Below are 21,769 nucleotides of genomic sequence, written 5' to 3' on the forward strand. Positions count from 1 at the left end.
TCCCATTCGAAAGAAGTAAGACCCCTTAAAGACGATAAGGTTGATAGGGCAGAGGTGGAAGTGCCGTAAGGCATGGAGCTGACTGTTACTAATCGGTCGAGGGTTTGACCTAAGGCATAAGTTGAATTTGGATTTAAAAAAGAAAAATTTGTGTGTTCAGTTTTGAAGGTATGTGTTATCATATCTTTGTGGCCCGGTGGCTCAGCTGGTTAGAGCGCCGCCCTGTCACGGCGGAGGTCGTCGGTTCGATCCCGATCCGGGTCGCTTTTATAATATGGGGTGTTAGCTCAGCTGGGAGAGCATCTGCCTTACAAGCAGAGGGTCACAGGTTCGAGCCCTGTACGCCCCAGTTATAAAAAAATGGGTGGTTTCCCGAGTGGCCAAAGGGGACAGACTGTAAATCTGCTGCAGATTGCTTCGGTGGTTCGAATCCACCACCACCCAGTTCAGTTAATATATACTGGAAATTCAGAAGCCAGAAGAACAGGCCGATGTGGCTCAATTGGCAGAGCAGCTGATTTGTAATCAGCAGGTTATCGGTTCGAGTCCGATCATCGGCTTCGGTTATTTTTTCAACCAATCAATTTCATATTATCGCGGGATGGAGCAGTCAGGAAGCTCGTCGGGCTCATAACCCGAAGGTCGGAGGTTCAAATCCTTCTCCCGCAATTTGTGCCTAGTTAGCTCAGTTGGTAGAGCAGAGGACTGAAAATCCTCGTGTCTCTGGTTCGATTCCGGAACTAGGCACTTTTTTTTCGGAGCATTAGCTCAGGTGGTAGAGCACTTGACTTTTAATCAAGTTGTCCGGGGTTCGAGTCCCCGATGCTTCATACACTTCTAATAATTGCAACTCATAAGTGACAAGGAATAGAGTTATTCGGAAACGCAGACAGTATTCTCATGCGGATCGCATGAGGGAGACTGGATGCGTTTTGTTTTATGTAAGCGGCATTCGCTGATATTTCCTTTGGTTGATTTTTGATAACGCACAGGATATACTGTATAGGTCCAGTCGCAATGTTCTTGGTCCATGGGGAGCTTGCTCACCAGTGGGCAAGAACATTAGCGACGACAACAGGTATGAGCATGGAGCGGTGCAAAGCGACGCGGGAATGCTCATACCTGTTAGCGGCACGGAAGCTGCGAAGCAGCGAAGTGACGCGGGGACATATACAGTGTGTGGCTTGATGTATCGTACGGCGGCATACTGTATCGTACGGCGGCATACTGTATAAATCAATTGACGAAACAGATAGAAGAGGATAGATAAATAAGAGGGGATTTATGAGACTGGAAGAGAGAGATCAGGATGAGTACAAAGAAGACAGAAAAGCCCGTAAGGCAAGAGAGAGGGCGTTGAAACGAAAGATCCTGATGATCATTTCGTCAATCGTGATCATTCTGGCAATCATAATTGTACTGATTCTTGTGGTTCTGCTGAAGGGAAGAATTGATGCGGAGAAGAACCAGATTGACAGTGAAGCGGTAGCGAGTCTGTCAATGACATATGTCGGAGAGAAAACGGAAACCAGTTCTTCCGTTGAAGATGTCAGCTCCGTTTCTTCGGATTCTTCAGCCGACAATTCGACAAAGGATCTTGGGCCGGTTCCTTCCATCGATATAAGCGCTCTTTCTAGCCCGGATGCTTATATGATTCGTGTAGAGGATAATGCACCTGTGATCGATCAAAACAGCACGGCAAGGATCTACCCGGCATCAATGACCAAGATAATGACTGTACTCGTGGCTATTGAAAATATTGATGATCTCAGTGCCACTTATACGTTTGATGGAACCGAATTTAATACTGCATATGCGCAGGGAGCTGCGACGGCGGGGTTTGAGGCAGGAGAGACCGTACCGCTTCTGGATATCCTGTATGGAATCATGCTTCCATCCGGTGCGGATGCCTGCTATGCGGTCTGTAATTATGTATCAGGGTCAGAGGCTGACTTTGTTACACTGATGAACCAGAAGGCACAGGAGATCGGTATGACAGCAACTAATTTTGCGAATGCAACCGGTCTTCAGGATGAAAATCATTACTCCACCTGCCAGGATATGGCGAAGTTACTGGAATATGCAGTGAAGAATGATACTTTCAAGACTATTTTTTCTACACATATCTACACGACAAAGGCAACGTCTGTTCATAGCGCGGGAATCGCGCTTAGCAGCACGACTTTTATCAATCTTCCGTCGTCTACACTGGACAATGGGACAACAATTATCGGAGGAAAGACCGGTTACACAGACGAAGCCGGTCATTGTCTTGCGAGCCTTGCGAAGGATGCAAACGGGGTAGAATATATATTGGTAACTGCCGGGGCTGCGGGAGACGCGAACGCAACACCTCATATTACAGATGCTGTTACGGTGTACAGCCAGCTTCCTGCATAAAGTCGCCGCAAAGCGGGCAGTTTTAATGATAAATTGTTGATAAGTGGACAAATTTGTGGATAACATATGAAAAATGTTGATAAATCATGTTTTACATACATGCTTCGATGTGCAGATGGGTCACTGTATACCGGATGGACGAATGATTTGAAGAAACGGGTAAAAACACATAAGTCGGGAAAGGGCGGAAGATATACACACAGTCATCTTCCTGTGGAGCTGGTGTATTATGAAACCTTTGAGACCAGGACGGAAGCCATGCGCAGAGAGGTGGAATTGAAGCAGCTCTCAAAAGTGGAAAAGGAAGAACTGGTAGAGAACTTTCCGGTGGGCAAGATAAATTTAATTTATGAATTTCATGTCACATGAGAATTCACACACATCAAAAACAGTTCTATTTAAAACAGCTCCATCAAAAACAGCCACATCAAAAAACAGCCCCATCAAAAAACAGCCACATATTGTGGCTGTTTTTTGATGGAATACATTCAGATGAAAAGACCATTAAGACCGGGGCTCCCGGCACACATCGGGCAGCACATCCGCTGCAAAGCGGTCATGTCTGCCGGAACTGCCGGAAGAATCCGATATCAGTTCAGTTTGATTCCCTTCAGAAGAGATCCAAGGTTTGTGGAAATATTCTCTGACTTCGGAAGTTTGTAATCCTTCGGCGCAGCTTCTCTGCTGTCATCCTTCGCGTCTCCGCCTTCCTCCAGTGCCTTCATGGAGAGACTGAGCTTACCGTCCTTAACGGCGATAACCTTAACCTTTACTTCCTGACCCGGCTGAAGAACATCCTCTACGGATTTGATTCTCTTGCGGGAAATCTGTGAAATATGGACGAGACCGGAGAGACCATCTCCGAGATCGATGAACGCGCCATAGGACTGAATATTCTCAACCTTTCCATCCATCACAGTTCCCACCTCAATTGCGTTGATACGTGCCTTTCTTTTCTCGTTCTGTTTTGCGCGAAGCGGCTCAACGGCTGAAAGGATCAGACGTCCCTTCTGTTCATCGATTTCGCGGACAATGACCTGAATTTCCTTGCCCAGATAAGCATTCAGATCATCTACATGTCCGAGTGCAAGGCGTGATGCCGGAATAAATCCGCGGACACCTTCAACATTTGAGATAACACCTTTATTGACTACGCCGTCGACCGTGACGGTAAGGGGAGTTTTCTCTGTCTGATACTCTTTTAATTTTTCCCAGTTCGCTTCTCCCTCATCTTTAAAAGATGTGAAGGAGTCGTCGATTGCTTTGGAAAAATCTTCCATGGTCATGTTCTCATCTGCCATAATACAATCACCTCATATTTAAATTATTATTGAATTATTGTAGAATTTACTGCCGTCAGATTCTGAGAAAATCTACGAATTCAGGCAAATTCTTTTTCCAGTATAACATAGAATTGCAGTTGCTGAAAGTTAAAACTTTACCGTAAATTGAATCAATGGTATAGTTATTTAGAAGATATGTCGCATGATATTGCTTGATTGCAGGACGACGAATGGCCGTTTGCAGAGACGGGAACTCTCCGTAGGTAAATCAGAACGCTTCCCGTGCGGATCAGATATTGATATTGATATAGATATATATCAGATATAGATCAGATACAGATCAGATATGAACTTTTCGAAAAGAGACAAGAGGCAGTATATTATGACAAAAAAGAATGAAGTGTATATTGTAGGGCACAGAAATCCAGATACGGATTCCATCTGTTCTGCTATTGCATATGCAGACATCAAAAACCGTTCGGATGACAGCAACACATATTACGCGATGCGTGCGGGTCAGGTCAATGAGGAAACGGAATTTGTACTTCGGCATTTTGGTGTTGAACTGCCCGGTTATCTTCCGGATGCTGGCACACAGGTAGAAGAAATAGAGATTCATAAGGTGCCCGGAGTGTCCGGAGATATTTCGGTCAAGAAGGCATGGGCATCCATGAAGGAACAGAACATCGTCACACTTCCGATCACCACGAAGAAAAAGGATCTTGAGGGCCTTATTACAGTAACAGATATTGCAAAATCCTATATGGATGTGTACGACAGCACCGTTCTTGCGCAGGCAAATACCCGATACAGCTCGATCGCCGAGACACTTGACGGATCAATCCTTGTGGGTGATGGAAACGGATATTTTAACAAGGGTCAGGTCGTAATCGGTGCGTTTCATCCGGATATGATGGGAAATTATATCCATGAGAATGACCTGGTCATCGTCGGAAACCGGGCGGAGGATCAGCTGTGCTGTCTTGACCTCGGAGCAAGCTGCATTGTGGTGGGACTCGGGGCACCCGTAGGTAAATCAATCCTGAAACTTGCAGAGGAATCCGGGTGTGTGATCATCAGCAGTCCCCACGATACCTACACGATTGCAAGGCTGATCAATCAGGCAATTCCGATCAAGCATCTTATGATGCGCGAAAATCTGATTCTGTTCCATATGGCAGATAAAATCGATGACATACAGGAAGTTATGAAGAACAGCCGTCACCGCGACTATCCGATTCTTGACGCGAAGGAAAAATATGTCGGCACAATATCGAGAAGAAACCTGATCGGAAGAACGGGTAAGAAACTCATCCTGGTAGACCACAATGAAAAATCGCAGGCTGTTCTCAATGTCGATGAGGCGGATATTCTGGAGATTATTGATCATCATCGCCTTGGTTCGCTGGAGACAATGGCTCCGATTCTTTTCCGGATGGAGCCTGTCGGGTGCACAGCCACAATTATGTACAAAATCTATCGGGAGAAGAACCTCGAGATTCCAGCCAAGATTGCGGGGCTTCTGATGTCGGCGATCATTTCGGACACGCTGCTGTTTCGGTCTCCTACCTGTACCCCGCTGGACAAAAATGTTGCAATGGATCTTGCCAGAATTGCCGGTATCAGCGACATTGAGCAGTATGCGTCCGATATGTTCCGCGCAGGCAGTAACCTCGAGGATAAGACAGCGGAGGAGATTTTTTATCAGGATTTCAAGAAATTCAATATTGAGAACAAAACCTTCGGTGTCGGCCAGATCAGTTCGATGTCCAGGGAGGAACTGGAGTTCATCAAAAATAAGCTGTATCCGCACATGCAGCAGGAATGTGGGAAGCATGAGATCGAGATGGTGTTCTTTATGCTGACCAATATCATTGATGAATGTACGGAGCTTCTGTACTTCGGTGACGGAGCAAGAGAGCTTATTGCCGAGGCGTTTCCGGGCAAGGAAATCCAGGAGGAAAGCTGTGTGCTTCCCGGAGTCATTTCCAGGAAAAAACAGCTGATTCCGTCCTTTATGCGTGCGCTTCAGGAAAATCAATAATGTGTTCGTTTTATGAAAATCAAGAATCCGGTAACAATGCTTCTCTCAGAGATATGAAAACGTTATGAGCTGCGGATTGCAAGTGCAGGGCACCTGCAATCCGCAGTTTTTCTCTGGAAGAGAGAGACACGAGAAAGTGAATTTTGCAAAATAAAACTTGCATTATATACTGAAAAATAAGTATATTACGGACAATATATAACGTAAATTGAATAAACATGATTTTATTCTTGCATGATATATAACTACATGCTATAATCCAACACAGAACACAGACAAGGGTCCGTAGGGCCGTTTGTTGTTATTTTTTTATGAAAGTGTACAAATTTTAAGGAGGAACACCACCATGTCTTATGTAGACGACGTCTATGCAAAAGTTGTTGCCAAGAACCCGGCTGAGCCAGAGTTCCATCAGGCAGTAAAAGAATTCCTGGAGACGGTACGTCCTGTCATCGACAAACATGAGGAAGAGTACAGAAAAGTTGCTCTTCTTGAGAGACTGACAGAGCCGGAGCGTCAGATCCGTTTCCGTGTGCCGTGGGTTGACGACAAGGGACAGGTTCAGGTCAATACAGGATATCGTGTACAGTTCAACAGCGCGATCGGACCGTACAAGGGAGGTCTTCGTTTCCATCCTTCTGTATATTTCGGAATCATCAAATTCCTTGGTTTTGAGCAGATCTTCAAGAACAGCCTTACAGGTCTTCCGATCGGCGGAGGCAAGGGCGGTTCCGATTTCGATCCGAAGGGCAAATCAGACAGAGAGGTTATGGCATTCTGCCAGAGCTTCATGACAGAGCTGTATCGTCATATCGGAAAAGATACCGATGTACCGGCCGGTGATATCGGTGTCGGCGGACGTGAGATCGGATTCCTCTATGGCCAGTACAAGAGAATCACAGGTCTGTATGAAGGAGTACTTACCGGTAAGGGACTGAGCTATGGCGGTTCTCTCGCAAGAACAGAAGCTACCGGTTATGGTCTGATTTATTTCACACAGGAACTGATGAAGATTAACGGCATTGATGTCGCAGGCAAGACAGCCGTTGTATCCGGTGCAGGTAATGTTGCGATCTACGCAATTCAGAAGGCACAGGAGCTTGGCATGAAGGTTCTTACCTGTTCAGATTCTACCGGATGGGTTTATGATCCGGATGGCATTGATGTAGAGGCTCTGAAGGAGATCAAGGAAGTCAACAGAGCACGTCTGACAGAGTACAAGAAGTATCGTCCGAACAGTGAGTATCATGAGGGACGTGGAGTGTGGACAATCAAGGCAGATTTTGCATTCCCGTGTGCGACACAGAACGAGCTGAACCTTGACGATGCAAAGACACTGGTTGCTAACGGAGTAACTGCTGTATGCGAGGGCGCAAACATGCCTACCACTCTGGATGCGACAAATTACCTCAAGGAGCACGGCGTTATCTTCGGACCGGCAAAGGCTGCAAATGCCGGTGGTGTTGCTACATCTGCACTTGAAATGTCTCAGAACAGTGAGCGTCTGTCCTGGACCTTCGAGGAGGTTGACGCAAAGCTCAAACAGATTATGATCAATATCGTACATAACATTGACGCAGCAGCGAAGGAATACGGCAAGGCAGGAGATTATGCTGCAGGTGCCAACATCGCAGGCTTCAAGAAGGTTGCAGACGCAATGATGTCTCAGGGCATTGTCTGATCAGCAACAGAGCAACAAATAGGAACAGTAAGCGGGACCGGAGAAATCCGGTCCCGCTTACTGTATAAGTCCAGTCGCAATGTTCTTGGCCCACGGGGAGCTTGCTCACCAGTGGACAAGAACATTGCGGCGACAACAGGTATAAGCTCTTCGAAAACGCAGACAGGATCGTCACACGCAAAGGATGCACAGAAAACAGAAATATCTTGCAAACGGACGGGTTAACGGGTACAATCTCTCTATTCTGATTTAGCTCAGATGATCTGGCTGTTCGAAAGTTGATTATCCGGCATCCTTGTTTCGGTTTCCCGGGGAAATGGAGTTGTCATGAAAAATAATATTGTGCTGATTGGAATGCCTGGAGCAGGCAAGAGTACACTGGGAGTAATTCTGGCGAAGGAACTCGGATATCAGTTTCTGGATACGGATCTTCTGATTCAGAAAAGGGAAAAGCGTCTGCTAAAGGACATTCTGGAACAGGATGGAGTTGACGGGTTTCTTCGGATTGAGAGTGAGGTAAATGCCGGACTTCAGGCAGAACGGTCTGTGATTGCCACAGGTGGAAGTGTCGTTTACAGTGAGGAGGCAATGAATCATCTCAGAGAAATCGGTGCGGTTCTTTATCTGAAGCTTCCCTATCGTCCCCTTACACGCCGTCTGGGAAATCTCCACAACCGCGGGGTTGTTCTCAGAGACGGACAGACATTGCGGGATCTCTACAAGGAGAGAAGTGTTCTCTATGAAAAATATGCGGATATCATTGTAGATGAGTCCGGAAAAGATATTGAAGGTACGCTGGTTCTGGTTAAGAACGCGTTGAAGGAACGGGGTTGCTTTACAAAAGATTAAAAGTAGGTTAATATGGTGAGGTAAATGCGCTTGTGCCTGCAATTATCGTTTTTGTATGGGTGCAGGCAGATACTGTGGAAATATCAGGTAAAGAAATCGTGTTATACGGTAATTACAGTAGTCATCGAATATCTAATCATTATTAACAGCGATTACAGTAGTCATCGAATATCTAATCATCATTAACAGTTATTACAGTATCATCGAATACAGTAATCATCACAAACAGTGATTTCAGCAGTCGTCATATTCAGGTTTGTATCGCTTTGGATGATAAAATGTAAGGATCGGTTTTTGTACCGTTGCATATTGTATACATAGAATAAGTACGGCGGTCAGGGGAGATATGACAGTCGGAAATATCGAGGTGGAGAATGGATAAGTATGTAATCAAGGGAGGCAATCCTCTTGTCGGAGAAGTAGAGATTGGAGGAGCCAAAAATGCTGCGCTTGCTATACTTACAGCTGCAATAATGACAGATGATCCGGTTACCATTGAGAATATGCCGGACGTAAGTGATATTAATGTACTGCTTGACGCAATTTCCGTTATTGGCGCGACCGTTGACCGCCTTGACCGCCACTCGGTGAGAATCTGCGGGAATACCATTGGTTCTGTCAGTGTGGATTATGAATATATCAAGAAGATCAGAGCTTCATATTATCTTCTGGGGGCGCTTCTCGGGAAGTACAAGCATGCGGAGGTTCCGCTTCCGGGAGGCTGCAATATCGGAAGCCGCCCGATCGATCAGCATCTGAAGGGATTCCGTGCGCTGGGTGCCAGCGTGGAGATCCGGCATGGTGTTATCGTTGCGAAGGCAGAGAATCTTCACGGCGCGCATATTTTCATGGATATGGTTTCTGTCGGAGCCACCATCAATATCATGATGGCAGCGGCTCTTGCCAGAGGCAACACCATCATCGAGAACGCGGCGAGGGAGCCCCACGTGGTTGACACAGCCAACTTCCTGAACAGCATGGGTGCGAATATCAAGGGCGCTGGTACCGATGTGATTCGTATTCGCGGTGTGGAGTCGCTTCACAGCACAAATTACGCGATTGTTCCGGATATGATTGAGGCCGGCACATACATGATGGCTGCAGCGGCCACCAGAGGGGATCTTCTGATCAAGAATGTTATCCCGAAGCATCTGGAGGCGATAACAGCGAAATTGCAGGAAATCGGCTGTGATGTAACGGAATTTGATGATGCGGTTCGCATCTCCGCAAAGCATCGTCTGGGCAAGACGCATGTGAAGACGCTTCCGTATCCGGGATTTCCGACCGACATGCAGCCACAGATCAGCGTCACCCTTTGTCTCGCAAATGGTACCAGTATTGTGACAGAGAGTATTTTCGAAAATCGCTTCAAGTATGCCGATGAGTTGGCACGTATGGGCGCTTCCATTAAGGTGGAGGGCAACACAGCGATCATCGACGGCGTGGAGGGTCTCACCGGAGCAAGAGTAAGCGCTCCTGATCTGCGCGCCGGAGCAGCTCTTGTCATCGCAGGAATGGCAGCGGAAGGTATCACCGTTGTCGATGATATTGTCTATATCCTGAGAGGATATGAGGATTTCGACGCAAAGCTCAGAAATGTCGGAGCGGAAATAGAACGAGTGTCTGATGAGCGGGAGATTCAAAAGTTCCGTCTCAGAGTCGGATAAAAAATAATCTTTTCTGACAGATGTGAAATCAGAGGGTGTGGCACGATGTATCGTATGGGCGTTTACTGAATAACAGAATGCCCGTTTGAGCGGAGACCGGTTGGACAATTTATTTTCGGTGTCTAAATACGTGGTATTTTTCTGGCAATCGGCTTGACGGGCTATATCAAAAGCGTTATCGTATAGCACGAAGTTGTGAAAACTGCATATTGCTTTCTCTTATTCAGAGTGGCGGAGATACATAGGATCTGTGAAACCACGGCAACCCCGGAGACGGAAGGTGCCAACCTGAGCGAGATACTCGAACAATAAGGGAATTGGTCGGCGGATCCAATTCAGTACTTGTTGGGCCGCTTTTTTGTTCCCGGCAATCCGGGAGCAGAAGCGATCAGCTGCAAACAGGGAATAAGCAAAGACTTGCTGAAAGTCGAAGAGGCAAGGCAGTTCATACGATGACCGGCATCTGCCGGAGGTCATTACATATTGGTCAGGACGTCAGTCCTGAAGCAGAAGGAGAGACAAAATGGAGAAGAGATTATTTACATCCGAGTCTGTTACCGAAGGTCATCCGGACAAGGTCTGCGATGCTGTAAGTGACGCGATCCTTGATGCCTGCATGGCACAGGATCCGATGAGCCGTGTGGCCTGTGAGACGGCTGCATGTACCGGATTTGTTCTTGTAACCGGTGAGATCACTACAAAAGCCAAGCTGGATATTCCTGCTATCGTCCGCAAGACAGTGAATGAGATCGGATACAATGACGCAAAGACCGGTTTTGATGGAAATACCTGTGCGGTTATGGTTGCGCTGGATCAGCAGTCTGCCGATATTGCGATGGGCGTTGACAAATCCCTGGAAGCAAAAGGCGGCGCACAGGAAGATGATCTGGACACAGGTGCCGGCGATCAGGGTATGATGTTCGGATATGCCTGCAATGAGACTCCGGAACTTATGCCGTATCCGATTGCTCTGGCACACAAGCTGGCACTGAAGCTTACAGAGGTTCGCAAGAATGGAACGCTGAAGTATCTTCGTCCGGACGGCAAGACACAGGTGTCCGTAGAGTATGATGAGAGCGGAAAGCCGGTGAGACTTGAGGCAGTCGTTCTTTCTACACAGCATGATGATGACGTAAGCCAGGAGCAGATTCACGCGGATATCAAGAAATATGTATTCGATGAGGTTCTGGACCCGGCAATGGTAGATGACAAGACCAAGATCTATATCAATCCTACCGGCCGCTTTGTCATCGGAGGACCTCACGGTGATGCAGGTCTGACAGGCCGGAAGATCATTGTAGACACCTATGGCGGATATGCTCGTCACGGCGGCGGCGCATTCTCCGGTAAGGACTGCACAAAGGTTGACCGTTCCGCAGCTTATGCGGCCAGATACGTCGCAAAGAACATCGTTGCGGCAGGACTTGCAGACAGATGTGAGATTCAGCTCTCTTACGCGATCGGTGTCGCAGAGCCGACCTCAATCATGGTCGACACCTTCGGAACCGGTAAAGTATCCGATGAAAAGCTTGTAGAGATCATCCGTAAGAATTTCGACCTTCGTCCGGCCGGAATCATCAAGATGCTTGATCTTCGCCGTCCGATTTACAAGGCGACAGCTGCTTACGGACACTTCGGACGTACCGACGTGGATCTTCCGTGGGAGCATCTCGACAAGGTAGACGCGATCAAGGCAAGCCTTTAATCGGCTGTGGATTGACGCGGCAGAAGTGGGATGTGCCCTGATCGGGCGTCAGAATATGCAGAAGAACGCATTCGGGGAATATCGCGATTGCGTCATGGAATACAGGAAGGGTTCTTCTCCTGGTCTTAACAGACCGGGAGAAGAACCCTTTTTTACGCGAACAGTGAGCCGCAGCCGAATACGAAGTATTCGTGTGCGGCGAGCGTCGCGATAGCGAGATAAAACTCGCGCAGCGTGTTTTATCTCGTTCAAAAAAATTTCAAAAATCGCAGATCGTGAGTGTGATATACTGAGCGAAGAGTGGTGTAGTGTTGCGCAAGCTGCAGAGTCGTAAGTGCTGCGCGCGAAGTGAGGCAAAGGGAAAAGAGGCTGCGGTTTTGGAAGAGGTGCGGGCGCAGCTGAGGTAAGGAAAAAAGAGGCTGCGGCACCAGGAGCGGTGCAGATGCATCGGAAAAAACACAATAACGGAAAAAGGAACAGAGAACATTGATTTTGAAGCGAAAGAAAGAAAATACAGCCATGGATCTCCGGACGCGGATCGGAATCGCTTTTATTCTGGTGATTCTGATACCTGTTCTGCTCTGCAGCGCGGTGTTCTATGTGCTGATGAATTATAAGGTAAGGCAGTTGGGCAGACAGTATGGGATTGACAACCCGGGAATGGAGAGCCTCTATAACAATGCGCTGCTGATTTCGAAGACTCTCGACGAGACGCTTTCCTCGGTGCAGCACACGCTTGAGAACGATCCGGACAGGATGGAAGATAAGAAGTATCTGAAGGAGCTGAATGAAACGCTCAGTGGAAATGGAGCATTCATTGTGGTGCGGAAGGGAAACGCCATATATTATAACGGCAGCACGGATCTTTCGAACGCGGAGCTGCTGTCGCAGCTTCCGTCATCGGCCGACGGGATATCCGGAAATGAGGAGAATGGAGAAAATTCCTATATACAGGTCCGGAACCAGGCAATGCTCAAGCAGATCAGCTTCCGATTTTCCGACGGTTCAAGAGGAAGTATTTTTCTGATCAGCATGCTGAACCAGCTGGCGCCGGAGATCAAAGGGGCCATGACGGAGACAATACTGCTGATTATCGTGATTCTGAGCTTTACCAGCATTGCGATGAGCATCTGGATCTACCGGGGTGTCATCATCCCCATCAATCAGCTCAAAAAGGCTGCACAGAATATCCGTGACGGCAATCTGAATTTTGTGACCCAGAAGAGCGGAATCAAGGAGATGGATGATCTCTGCGATGATTTCGAGGAGATGAGGGTACGGCTGAAGGAATCTGCCGAGGAGAAAATCCGTTTTGACGCGCAGAACCGTGAACTGATCAGCAATATTTCGCATGATCTGAAGACACCGGTAACCGCGATCAAGGGTTACACGGAAGGACTGATCGACGGTGTGGCAGCCACGCCGGAGAAGCAGCAACGGTATATCCGCACGATTTACAATAAAACCATTGAGATTACGAGGCTGATCGATGAGCTGACCATGTACTCCAAAATCGACACGAATCGGATTCCGTATAATTTTCAGAAGATCCATGCGTCCTCCTATTTTGAGGATTGCCGTGAGGAACTGAGCATGGAACTGGAACAGCAGAATATCCGGCTGAATTACAGCAATTATCTGGTCGATGATGCCGTGATCATAGCAGATCCGGAACAGCTCCGCCGCGTAATCAACAACATCGTAGGCAATTCCGTGAAATATATGGACAAGGATCCCGGAATCATCAGCATCCGCCTGCGCGACGTCGGTGACTTTATACAGGTGGAGATCGAAGATAACGGGAGAGGAATCAATCAGAAGGATATACCGAGAATTTTTGACCGGTTCTACCGCAGCGATCAGGCAAGAAGAGCCAGAGGAGGCAGCGGAATCGGACTTTCCATTGTCAAGAAGATCATCGAAGATCACGAGGGAAAGGTTTGGGCGACGAGCAGGGAGGGCGAAGGAACGGTCATTTACTTCGTGCTTCGGAAATATCAGGAGGGAAGACATGAGTAAAATTCTAATCATTGAGGATGAAGAATCCATAGCAGAACTGGAGAAGGATTATTTGGAGCTCTCCGGCTTCGAGGTTGATATTGAGAATGAGGGAGACAAGGGGCTGAAGAGGGCGCTGGAGACCGATTATGATCTGTACATTCTTGACCTTATGCTTCCTGTTGTAGACGGATTTGAAATCTGCAGAAAGATTCGTGAGAAAAAGAACGCGCCGATCATCATCGTGTCGGCAAAAAAAGATGACATCGACAAGATCCATGGTCTCGGACTTGGCGCGGACGATTATATGACGAAGCCGTTTTCTCCGAGCGAGATGGTGGCGCGGGTCAAGGCGCACATGGCGCGGTATGACCGTCTGGTGAGCAGTCAGCCTAAGAATGACATTATCGAGATACGCGGGATCCGGATCGACAAGACGGCCAGAAGAGTCTGGGTGAACGGGGAAGAAAAGACATTTACCAACAAGGAATTTGACCTTCTGACTTTTCTGGCGGAGAACCCGAATCATGTGTTTACAAAGGAAGAACTGTTCCGTGAGATCTGGAACATGGATTCCGTCGGAGATATTGCGACAGTAACGGTGCACATCAAGAAGATCCGGGAAAAAATCGAATTCAATACAGCAAAACCGCAGTATATTGAGACGATATGGGGTGTCGGCTACCGTTTTAAAATATAAGCCGGTCACAGGGACCTATGTATGCGCGTGTATCGGATTAAGAGCAAAGGCGTGCAGATAATCCGGACCGATTTGCGCCGGGTGATTATTGTCACCCTAAAAAATAAAACAGGTTGACAATGTTCTTCGTTGAATTTATACTCAAAACTGTTTAAAAACAGGAGGAGAAAAATCAATGAAGAAGAACACAGTAAAGGATCTTTGTATGATCGCTGTTTTTGCGGCGATCATCAGTATTGTGGGACAGTTCAGCATTCCGCTTCCGGGCGGCGTTCCGATGACGCTGCAGACGTTGATCATCGCGCTGGCCGGCGCAATTCTCGGATCGAAGAAGGGATTCTGGTCAACGGTCATCTATATTCTGATTGGAGCAATCGGCGTTCCGGTGTTCGCCGGATGGACGGGCGGAATCGGTGCGATCATGGGAATGACGGGTGGATTCCTTGTTTCGTTCCCGCTGATTGCGCTGTTCACGGGTCTTGGAGATGAAATCGGCGTCCGTCTTTCCGTGTCGGCGGGCGCGCGGGGCAGAAAGGTCATTTCCTGCGTGAGTCTTCTGATCGGCGTTCTGGTCGGCTATGTTGTAAACTATGCAGTGGGTTCTGTCTGGTTTATGGCAGTCGCTCAGTCAAATCTGGCTACGGCGCTCACGGCATGCGTGATACCCTTCATTCCGACATCAATCCTGAAGGCGGTTCTGGTGCTGATTCTCGGTCCGGTTCTGAAGCATTCTTTGGAGAAGGCGCATGTTCTGGAGGTCAGACGCACAGCTGCTGTCTGAATTCATTAACTTGTCAGTAGAATAAAAATACATAATGTGAATCGGGTGTTACCGTGTTTTGTGTCATTTTCGGAATACAAAATGTGAATCACGAGCGAACGCGTTTACCTCATTTCATTTTGGAAGGAGCATCGGTGCTATGGAGACAGACGGCCGGAAGGCGGATATGAGACTACGTCCCCATCATCTGCTGTGTACGCAGGGTTATGAGGGAAAAGGCTATGATGAAAATTTCGTCAGAAGGATGACGGCTTTTGTAACGCGGATGCGCCGGGAAGAGAACTTTTGTGTTGAGATTACCCTTCGTCCGGATGATATCTGTGCCGCCTGTCCGAATCTCAGCGATCCTGAGCATTGTGTGAACGATGACAAGGTGCTTGCTTTTGACCGGAAGGTTCTGGAATTGTTCGGCCTGAAGGAGGGAGAGAACTACAATTATCAGAAGCTGGTACGGGACATTGATGATCATATGACCCGGGAAAAACTGCATTCCATATGTGGAACCTGCAGCTGGTATCCGGTCAGCCTGTGCCGGGACAGAATCCTTGGCATCCGGACAGAGACAGATCTGTAAAATGCGTGCTGCTCCTTTTATTTTACAGAAAATATGCTTGAGTATGACTTAATATTCGTGTATCATGAGATAAAAGGTTATGTTACAGACATGCCAGGAGCTGTATTGATCCACATGCCAGAGCTGCAGATGAAAAGGAGGCACAGAAATGTTATTTTACAGATGTGATGGATGCGGAAACTTTATTACTTTTCTGACAGAGAAGACGGCCTGCACGCCGAAGTGCTGCGGCGAGACAATGAAGGAGCTTACACCGAACACAACGGACGCGGCGACAGAGAAGCATGTGCCGGTTGTCAGTGTTGAGAACGGAACGGTTACGGTCAAGGTTGGAAGTGTGGCACATCCGATGCTGGAGGAGCATTATATCCAGTGGATCATTCTGGAGACAAAGAACGGATTCCAGAAGAGAGATCTGAAACCGGGAGATAAGCCGGAGGCGGTATTTGCGCTCGCGGATGGAGAGGAACCGGTTGCGGCATATGAATACTGCAATCTGCATGGCCTCTGGAAGGCGGAGATCTGATACCGGAGACAGTACGGCACAAAAAAGGAGCGGCGATGCCGCTCTTTTTTTGTATCCGGACTCTTACGTACACTATGTGTGCGGTGATTCTGTATAAGTCCGCGTGGGTATGGAACTATGCGACCGGACTTATGCAGTATGATGTTTTGAAACTTTTTTGTCGATACTCAGAATCTCCTGCTCCGGGTTGTATACCACCTTGATGTATGCGGAGACAGAAGGTGCGCCGGCGCGGATTGCGACATGCTGGCATTCCTTTACCACGTCCATCAGCTGGTCGTAGCTGTCTCCTTCGATGGCGGTCTCGAAAGGCCCCACATAATAGCTGAGGCCGGTGCTCTTGATGTAGGCGATAACCTCATCTACAATCCGGATCAGCTCTTCATCGTTGTCCACATCTGGTAATGTCTGAATGGCTACACTTGCCTTCATTTCTTTTTCCTCCTTTTCCATTTTCAACATTTTCGTATTCAACAGCCAACAAGGAAATCGTCCGCCGCAGGTGGATATCTGCGTCTGTCGGCATAAAAAATGCAGCAGCGCCGGAATGAATCAGGCACTGCTGTATCAAGGATGAAGAGCGGGTTTTCTACGGAAAAATCCGGTGATTCTCTTTACGCTTCCTACGCTGGCATGATCCAGATCAGGTATAAGGGTCACAGACAACATCTGTATCTCAGTCCTTTCCGGCGGACTCCCCTGCTGTAGTTCTATATTTTAGTCACTTTATTTTTCTGTGTCAATCCTGTGTGCGGTTAAGGACAGAGAAGATCCTGTGTGCGGTTAAGGACAGCGAAGACAGCAACTTTTGTCCTGCTAACCGTTCGCGGGCAGGTACGTTAAATCGTGATTTCGCTCTCTTGCCGCAGATTTAAAATGGATTATTATGGCTTCGGTGGTATAATGTGCAGGTATGAGTTTGAAAGCGGGTTTTGGATATGACGAAGGATATGACGAAAGGGCCGATTCTAAAGACCCTGATACTGTTTACAATTCCCCTGGTTCTGGGAACGCTTCTTCAGCTTACCTATAATGCGGCAGACAGCATGATTGTGGGGCGGTTTGTCGGAAAAACAGCGCTCGCGGCAGTGGGTACGACAAATCCTCTGGTCACCCTTGTTCTGCTTTTCACAAACGGGATCTGTCTCGGGGCGGGAATACTGGTGAGTACGCTGTATGGAGCGGGAAAGAAGGAGGAGCTGCGGAGACAGGTAAGTACGGGAATGATCTCGGGGTGCGTTTTCTCCGTGGCAGTCGCGGCTGTGATGTTTGTGGCAGCGAAGCCGCTTCTGATGGCGCTGCAGGTGGAGGCGGTCATTCTACCGGAGGGAGTCTTCTATCTGAGGATCATACTGTTCGGCATGTTCTTCAGCTTTATCTATAATTATCTGGCCAGTATGCTGCGCGCGATGGGTGACAGCGTCTCTCCGCTGATTTTTCTCGGTGGAAGCGCGGTACTGAATATTCTGGGAGATCTCTTTTTTATCGCGTTACTTCATATGGGAGTGGAGGGCGCCGCAATCAGTACGGTGATCTGTGAGGCCCTCAGTGCGGTTCTCTGTTATTTCTATATTCAGAGGAAGGTTCCGGAGCTTCGGCTCGGAAAAAAATGGCTGATCTTTGACTGGTCGATGCTGAAGAAAACCCTTGCGTTCGGTTTTGTGAGTGCGCTCCAGCAGAGCACGGTTCAGATGGGAAAGATCGGAACCCAGACCATCGTAAATACGCTCGGGGTAAACGCGACGGCGGCTTTCAACGCAACGAACCGGGTGGATGATTTCGCGACAATTCCCCAGCAGAATATCGCGCACGCCATGACCTCAGTGATGGCGCAGAATGTCGGAGCGGGGAATGCGCCGCGGGTGAAGCGGACGTATCGCGCCGGAATGTATTGCGAGCTCGTTTATGGCGTGGTGATCGGTGCTGTGGTGTTTTTGGCGGCGGGACCGCTGACCAGGCTGTTCACTTCGGACCCTGAGGTCATCGCGGAGGGGCAGCGCTATATGCGGCTCATCGCGGTCATGTATCCGGTTCCCGCGTTCACAAACGGACTTCAGGGATATTTTCGGGGAACGGGGGATCTGAAGGTCACGTTATATTCCAGTCTGATCAACATGGGAGTCCGGGTCGCATCGGAAATACCGATGGTGTTCGTGTGGCACTGGGGATTCATCTCGATTCCATGGTCGTATCTTCTCGGATGGATCGCGATGAGTATGTTTGAGCTTCCGTTCCTGATCCGGCGTCTTCGCCGGATGGGAAAGAGGCCGACAAACGAGAGAGCGGAGACAGAGTAAGGAGCCGCGGCGCGGATCAGATGTCGTAACGCAGGAGAAATGTGCGGCTTGGATCAGATGTTGTGACGCAGGAGAAATGTGCGGCGTGGACCAGATGTTGTGACGCAGGGAAAATGCGCGGTGCGGACCAGATGTTGTGACGCAGGGAAAATGCGCGGCATGGACCAGATGTTGTGACGCAGGAGAAAGGCCGCTGTGTGGGCTGAAGCCGCAGCTCGGGATGAGGTCATGATACAGGACGAAGCCGTGTGAGGTACCGGGTGTATCGGTGACCGGTGGAGAGTGAATATGGGTACAATTTTTTACATTATGGGAAAGAGCGCAAGCGGGAAGGATCACATATACACTGCACTGCTTGCCCGGTCGGAGCTGAATCTGAAGCCGATCGTGCTGTATACCACAAGGCCGATGCGGCAGGGGGAAGAGAACGGCAGAGAATATTATTTTTCAGACGAGAGGCATCTGGCGGAATTGAGAAAAGCCGGGCGGATCATTGAGGAACGTTGTTATCAGACGGTCAGCGGACCGTGGTATTATTTTACGGCGGATGAGGGGCAGATTGATCTGAAGAAGAGCGATTATCTCGGAATCGGTACGCTGGAATCCTATGAGCAGATGGTGCGGTATTACGGAAGAAAAGTCATGGTGCCGGTCTATATTGAAGTAGACGATGGAATCCGTCTGGAGAGGGCACTGCGGAGAGAACGGAAGCAGAAGCAGCCCCAGTACGAAGAGATGTGCAGGCGCTTTCTGGCGGATCAGAAGGACTTTTCCGGGGAAAAAACAGCGCGGGCCGGCATCACCAGGCGGTTTGAAAACAACGGAATGATCCAGGAATGCATCGATGAAATCGCAGGCTTTATCCTTTCGATAAAACAGCGCCGGTCATGATGTTCAGACAAGACTCCTGTGAACGATCGGCCTTGTCAGTCATGCGCACAGTAAGGATGGACAGCAGCAGAAGATGAACAGGCGGAGGGTACCCAGGCACCAGGAATTATGGTATCATATACTGAACAGCTCTTCGAAAACGCAGCCAGGATCGTCACGCGCGAAGCGTGCGTAAGAGACCGGATGCGGTTTCTAAGGCAGCAGGTATGAGCACGAAGTGACGCGTAAGCGACACGAAAATCAGTAGTTCGCAGAATATTAAGCTCAAGGAGGGATTAATCATGCGTGAACCTGACGAAATGAAAGGATTTGCGGGGATTGTTGGACATAAAGATGTAGTGTCACATATTCAGAATGCAGTCCGGACGGGAAAAATCTCTCATGCGTATATTATCGGCGGGGAGAAGGGGTCTGGAAAGCGGCTCATAGCGACACTGTTTGCCATGACGCTTCAGTGCGGGGAGCATGGAACGGAACCCTGCGGAAAATGTGCCTCCTGCCGTAAGGCTCTTGGCGGAAATCATCCGGATATCATCTATGTGACGCATGAAAAGCCGAACTCTGTAGGAATCGACGAGATCCGGGAGCAGCTGGTGGAGGATGTGCAGATCCGTCCCTATGAGAGCAGGTATAAGATTTATATCGTGGAGGAAGCGGGAAAGATGACGCCGCAGGCGCAGAACGCGCTTCTGAAGACGATCGAGGAACCGCCGGAATATGCTGTCATTATGCTTCTGGCGGACAATCCGGAGATTCTGCTTCCGACGATACGATCCAGATGCGTGACATTAAATCTGAAGCCGGTTACCGAAGAAGAGATGAAGGATTATCTGATGCAGCAGCTCCATGTGCCCGACTATCAGGCGGATATCATGGCATCCTTTGCCCAGGGAAATATCGGCAGGGCAAAACGGATCGCGGAGTCCTCTGAATTCATGGAGATGGTGGAGAATGCCGTATATCTTCTGAAGAACTCGCAGAGGATGGAGGTCGGCGATATGATTGACGCTGTCCGGGAGATGGCCGGAGATAAGCAGAAAATCTATGATTATTTTGATATCTTCACGATCTGGTTCCATGATGTCCTGATGTTTAAGGCGACAAAGGAAGTGGACGGTCTTGTGATGAAGGGTGAGATCAACGCGATCCGGGAGCGGGCAAGCACCAGCTCATATGAGGGACTGCAGAAGATTCTGGAAGCGATACAGACGGCAGCGGGCAGATTCCGGGCGAATGTAAATCCCGATCTGACGCTGGAACTCCTGTTTCTCACAATACGGGAGTGCTGACCGGCGGAGATGATGTGAAATACAGGTCCCGGGAACGGGATTGATAGGAGTAAGCAGAAAATGGTAAAAATTATTGGAATCCGGTTTCGGAATGGGGGAAAGGTCTACTATTTCGATCCGAAGGACATGGAGTTTAAGAAGGGGGATCACGCCATCGTTGAGACCGCCAGGGGCGTGGAGTGCGGAAGAGTTGTCCTGGCGCCGCGGGAGGTTGAGGACAGTCAGGTGGTGCAGCCGCTTCGGCCGGTGATTCGCGTGGCCGGAGATGCGGACATTGAGCATGAGAAGGAGAATCAGCGCAAGGAAAAGGAAGCCTACCGGATTTGCAGACAGAAGATCAGGGATCACAACCTGGATATGAAGCTGGTGCAGGCGGAATACACCTTCGACAACAAGAAGATGCTGTTTTATTTTACGGCGGACGGAAGAGTGGATTTCCGGGAGCTGGTAAAGGATCTTGCCTCAGTGTTCCGGACAAGAATCGAGCTTCGCCAGATCGGTGTTCGCGATGAGACAAAGATGCTCGGCGGAATCGGAACCTGTGGAAGACCGCTTTGCTGCAGTACGTATCTGTCTGATTTTGCGCCGGTCTCAATCAGGATGGCAAAAGAACAGAATCTCTCTCTGAACCCGGCAAAGATATCCGGGGTCTGCGGGCGGCTGATGTGCTGTCTTAAGAATGAGGAGGAAACCTATGAATACCTGAACCGGAAGCTGCCGGGCGTCGGCGATGTGGTTCAGACGCCGGACGGACGGGAAGGAGAGGTTCAGTCTCTGAATGTTCTCCGTCAGAAGGTCCGGGTATTGATCGAGGAAGGCGATGACAAAGAAGTCGCAGATTATGCGGCAGAGGAAATAACGCTGATCCAGAAGCGGAAAAAAGGAGGAAAACCGGAAAAGGAGCATGCTGGCGCAGAACGTTCCGGTCAGCCTGGAAAATCCGGAGCAAACTCTCGCGCTGAGCGCGGAGGTAAGGAGCGGCCGGGTCGGGCTGCTTCTTCCGGAGAAGGCAGCGCGCAGGGAGAATCAGAAAAAACCGCACTGGGAGAGAACGGTTTGTCCGGTAAGAAGGAGGCAAGAGACC

The 21,769-nt window shown here is 48.9% G+C and carries 17 protein-coding genes, 7 tRNA genes, 1 rRNA gene, 1 pseudogene and 2 riboswitches; of the genes and pseudogenes, 24 read left to right on the plus strand and 2 right to left on the minus strand.

Annotated features, from left to right (window positions below; genetic code table 11):
- From ACTQ1O_RS06860 to ACTQ1O_RS06905, 10 genes are all read left to right on the plus strand, one after another.
- Nucleotides 1-112, plus strand: a 23S ribosomal RNA gene (locus ACTQ1O_RS06860); the annotation flags it as partial.
- 78 nt (nucleotides 113-190) lie between these two features.
- Nucleotides 191-264: transfer RNA gene (locus tag ACTQ1O_RS06865), tRNA-Asp, on the plus strand.
- Nucleotides 265-276: 12 nt separating this feature from the next.
- Nucleotides 277-349 (plus strand) — tRNA-Val (locus ACTQ1O_RS06870).
- A gap of 13 nt (nucleotides 350-362) precedes the next feature.
- Nucleotides 363-444: transfer RNA gene (locus ACTQ1O_RS06875), tRNA-Tyr, on the plus strand.
- Between the two features lie 43 nt (nucleotides 445-487).
- Nucleotides 488-560: transfer RNA gene (locus tag ACTQ1O_RS06880), tRNA-Thr, on the plus strand.
- A 35-nt stretch (nucleotides 561-595) separates the two neighbouring features.
- Nucleotides 596-669 (plus strand) — tRNA-Met (locus ACTQ1O_RS06885).
- 5 nt (nucleotides 670-674) lie between these two features.
- A tRNA-Phe gene (locus tag ACTQ1O_RS06890) sits at nucleotides 675-747 on the plus strand.
- A 10-nt stretch (nucleotides 748-757) separates the two neighbouring features.
- A tRNA-Lys gene (locus ACTQ1O_RS06895) sits at nucleotides 758-830 on the plus strand.
- A 454-nt stretch (nucleotides 831-1,284) separates the two neighbouring features.
- Nucleotides 1,285-2,400, plus strand: coding sequence for a D-alanyl-D-alanine carboxypeptidase family protein (locus ACTQ1O_RS06900; protein ID WP_441486651.1), 1,116 nt, complete (start codon nucleotides 1,285-1,287; stop codon nucleotides 2,398-2,400).
- Nucleotides 2,401-2,499: 99 nt separating this feature from the next.
- Entirely contained in the window at nucleotides 2,500-2,769 is a 270-nt protein-coding gene (locus tag ACTQ1O_RS06905) for a GIY-YIG nuclease family protein (RefSeq protein WP_441486763.1), read from the plus strand.
- Nucleotides 2,770-2,990: 221 nt separating this feature from the next.
- Here ACTQ1O_RS06905 and ACTQ1O_RS06910 read toward each other — a convergent pair whose 3' ends face one another.
- Nucleotides 2,991-3,701 carry a S1 RNA-binding domain-containing protein gene (locus ACTQ1O_RS06910; protein WP_441486652.1) on the minus strand — a complete coding sequence of 237 codons (711 nt, stop codon included), beginning with the start codon at nucleotides 3,699-3,701 and terminating at the stop codon, nucleotides 2,991-2,993.
- A gap of 364 nt (nucleotides 3,702-4,065) precedes the next feature.
- Here ACTQ1O_RS06910 and ACTQ1O_RS06915 point away from each other — a divergent pair, with 364 nt between their 5' ends.
- The 10 genes from ACTQ1O_RS06915 (at nucleotide 4,066) to ACTQ1O_RS06960 (ending at nucleotide 16,208) form a co-directional block, all read left to right on the plus strand.
- Nucleotides 4,066-5,727 carry a putative manganese-dependent inorganic diphosphatase gene (locus ACTQ1O_RS06915; protein ID WP_441475758.1) on the plus strand — a complete coding sequence of 554 codons (1,662 nt, stop codon included), beginning with the start codon at nucleotides 4,066-4,068 and terminating at the stop codon, nucleotides 5,725-5,727.
- A 346-nt stretch (nucleotides 5,728-6,073) separates the two neighbouring features.
- Nucleotides 6,074-7,408: an NADP-specific glutamate dehydrogenase gene (gene gdhA, locus ACTQ1O_RS06920; protein WP_441101319.1), complete on the plus strand. Its 1,335-nt coding sequence runs from the start codon at nucleotides 6,074-6,076 to the stop codon at nucleotides 7,406-7,408.
- A 327-nt stretch (nucleotides 7,409-7,735) separates the two neighbouring features.
- A complete protein-coding gene (locus ACTQ1O_RS06925) occupies nucleotides 7,736-8,257 on the plus strand; it encodes a shikimate kinase (RefSeq protein ID WP_441486653.1) in 522 nt (173 codons plus the stop codon).
- Between the two features lie 374 nt (nucleotides 8,258-8,631).
- Nucleotides 8,632-9,924: a UDP-N-acetylglucosamine 1-carboxyvinyltransferase gene (locus ACTQ1O_RS06930; RefSeq protein ID WP_441475761.1), complete on the plus strand. Its 1,293-nt coding sequence runs from the start codon at nucleotides 8,632-8,634 to the stop codon at nucleotides 9,922-9,924.
- A 216-nt stretch (nucleotides 9,925-10,140) separates the two neighbouring features.
- Nucleotides 10,141-10,239: riboswitch (SAM riboswitch) on the plus strand.
- Between the two features lie 208 nt (nucleotides 10,240-10,447).
- Nucleotides 10,448-11,629 carry a methionine adenosyltransferase gene (gene metK / locus ACTQ1O_RS06935; RefSeq protein WP_441486654.1) on the plus strand — a complete coding sequence of 394 codons (1,182 nt, stop codon included), beginning with the start codon at nucleotides 10,448-10,450 and terminating at the stop codon, nucleotides 11,627-11,629.
- 519 nt (nucleotides 11,630-12,148) lie between these two features.
- Complete coding sequence (locus tag ACTQ1O_RS06940; protein ID WP_441486764.1) at nucleotides 12,149-13,648, plus strand: ATP-binding protein; 1,500 nt, start codon at nucleotides 12,149-12,151, stop codon at nucleotides 13,646-13,648.
- The gene (locus tag ACTQ1O_RS06945; protein ID WP_441101315.1) at nucleotides 13,641-14,327 is read left to right on the plus strand and encodes a response regulator transcription factor; all 687 of its coding nucleotides are present in this window, start codon (nucleotides 13,641-13,643) and stop codon (nucleotides 14,325-14,327) included. The genes ACTQ1O_RS06940 and ACTQ1O_RS06945 overlap by 8 nt, the downstream gene beginning before the upstream one ends.
- Nucleotides 14,328-14,502: 175 nt before the next feature.
- Complete coding sequence (locus ACTQ1O_RS06950) at nucleotides 14,503-15,108, plus strand: biotin transporter BioY (protein ID WP_441486655.1); 606 nt, start codon at nucleotides 14,503-14,505, stop codon at nucleotides 15,106-15,108.
- A 139-nt stretch (nucleotides 15,109-15,247) separates the two neighbouring features.
- Nucleotides 15,248-15,682 (plus strand): DUF1284 domain-containing protein, encoded by a 435-nt coding sequence (locus ACTQ1O_RS06955; protein ID WP_441486656.1) that lies wholly within the window; start codon nucleotides 15,248-15,250, stop codon nucleotides 15,680-15,682.
- Between the two features lie 148 nt (nucleotides 15,683-15,830).
- A complete protein-coding gene (locus ACTQ1O_RS06960; protein WP_441475765.1) occupies nucleotides 15,831-16,208 on the plus strand; it encodes a desulfoferrodoxin family protein in 378 nt (125 codons plus the stop codon).
- A gap of 129 nt (nucleotides 16,209-16,337) precedes the next feature.
- Here the strand turns inward: ACTQ1O_RS06960 and ACTQ1O_RS06965 are convergent, their stop codons facing one another.
- The gene (locus ACTQ1O_RS06965; protein WP_441475766.1) at nucleotides 16,338-16,640 is read right to left on the minus strand and encodes a thiamine-binding protein; all 303 of its coding nucleotides are present in this window, start codon (nucleotides 16,638-16,640) and stop codon (nucleotides 16,338-16,340) included.
- A 171-nt stretch (nucleotides 16,641-16,811) separates the two neighbouring features.
- Nucleotides 16,812-16,919: riboswitch (TPP riboswitch) on the minus strand.
- A 227-nt stretch (nucleotides 16,920-17,146) separates the two neighbouring features.
- On the opposite strand from ACTQ1O_RS06965, the gene ACTQ1O_RS06970 reads away from it, so the two are divergent.
- The 4 genes and pseudogenes from ACTQ1O_RS06970 to ACTQ1O_RS06985 all read left to right on the plus strand — a co-directional run.
- Complete coding sequence (locus tag ACTQ1O_RS06970; protein ID WP_441475767.1) at nucleotides 17,147-18,505, plus strand: MATE family efflux transporter; 1,359 nt, start codon at nucleotides 17,147-17,149, stop codon at nucleotides 18,503-18,505.
- A 288-nt stretch (nucleotides 18,506-18,793) separates the two neighbouring features.
- Nucleotides 18,794-19,396 carry a guanylate kinase gene (locus ACTQ1O_RS06975; RefSeq protein ID WP_441475768.1) on the plus strand — a complete coding sequence of 201 codons (603 nt, stop codon included), beginning with the start codon at nucleotides 18,794-18,796 and terminating at the stop codon, nucleotides 19,394-19,396.
- A gap of 299 nt (nucleotides 19,397-19,695) precedes the next feature.
- Nucleotides 19,696-20,685 (plus strand): DNA polymerase III subunit delta', encoded by a 990-nt coding sequence (gene holB / locus ACTQ1O_RS06980; RefSeq protein WP_441486765.1) that lies wholly within the window; start codon nucleotides 19,696-19,698, stop codon nucleotides 20,683-20,685.
- A 60-nt stretch (nucleotides 20,686-20,745) separates the two neighbouring features.
- Nucleotides 20,746-21,576, plus strand: a pseudogene (locus tag ACTQ1O_RS06985) (PSP1 domain-containing protein); the annotation flags it as partial.
- Nucleotides 21,577-21,769 lie beyond the last annotated feature (193 nt).

The organism is Bilifractor sp. LCP21S3_A7 (assembly GCF_052118825.1).
Lineage (GTDB): Bacteria > Bacillota > Clostridia > Lachnospirales > Lachnospiraceae > Bilifractor.

Coding starts and splice junctions, on each gene's coding strand:
- ACTQ1O_RS06900 (WP_441486651.1), top strand. CDS start 1,285: ATGAGACTGGAAGAGAGAGATCAGGATGAGTACAAAGAAGACAGAAAA.
- ACTQ1O_RS06905 (WP_441486763.1), top strand. CDS start 2,500: ATGCTTCGATGTGCAGATGGGTCACTGTATACCGGATGGACGAATGAT.
- ACTQ1O_RS06910 (WP_441486652.1), bottom strand. CDS start 3,701: ATGGCAGATGAGAACATGACCATGGAAGATTTTTCCAAAGCAATCGAC.
- ACTQ1O_RS06915 (WP_441475758.1), top strand. CDS start 4,066: ATGACAAAAAAGAATGAAGTGTATATTGTAGGGCACAGAAATCCAGAT.
- gdhA (WP_441101319.1), top strand. CDS start 6,074: ATGTCTTATGTAGACGACGTCTATGCAAAAGTTGTTGCCAAGAACCCG.
- ACTQ1O_RS06925 (WP_441486653.1), top strand. CDS start 7,736: ATGAAAAATAATATTGTGCTGATTGGAATGCCTGGAGCAGGCAAGAGT.
- ACTQ1O_RS06930 (WP_441475761.1), top strand. CDS start 8,632: ATGGATAAGTATGTAATCAAGGGAGGCAATCCTCTTGTCGGAGAAGTA.
- metK (WP_441486654.1), top strand. CDS start 10,448: ATGGAGAAGAGATTATTTACATCCGAGTCTGTTACCGAAGGTCATCCG.
- ACTQ1O_RS06940 (WP_441486764.1), top strand. CDS start 12,149: ATGGATCTCCGGACGCGGATCGGAATCGCTTTTATTCTGGTGATTCTG.
- ACTQ1O_RS06945 (WP_441101315.1), top strand. CDS start 13,641: ATGAGTAAAATTCTAATCATTGAGGATGAAGAATCCATAGCAGAACTG.
- ACTQ1O_RS06950 (WP_441486655.1), top strand. CDS start 14,503: ATGAAGAAGAACACAGTAAAGGATCTTTGTATGATCGCTGTTTTTGCG.
- ACTQ1O_RS06955 (WP_441486656.1), top strand. CDS start 15,248: ATGGAGACAGACGGCCGGAAGGCGGATATGAGACTACGTCCCCATCAT.
- ACTQ1O_RS06960 (WP_441475765.1), top strand. CDS start 15,831: ATGTTATTTTACAGATGTGATGGATGCGGAAACTTTATTACTTTTCTG.
- ACTQ1O_RS06965 (WP_441475766.1), bottom strand. CDS start 16,640: ATGAAGGCAAGTGTAGCCATTCAGACATTACCAGATGTGGACAACGAT.
- ACTQ1O_RS06970 (WP_441475767.1), top strand. CDS start 17,147: ATGACGAAGGATATGACGAAAGGGCCGATTCTAAAGACCCTGATACTG.
- ACTQ1O_RS06975 (WP_441475768.1), top strand. CDS start 18,794: ATGGGTACAATTTTTTACATTATGGGAAAGAGCGCAAGCGGGAAGGAT.
- holB (WP_441486765.1), top strand. CDS start 19,696: ATGAAAGGATTTGCGGGGATTGTTGGACATAAAGATGTAGTGTCACAT.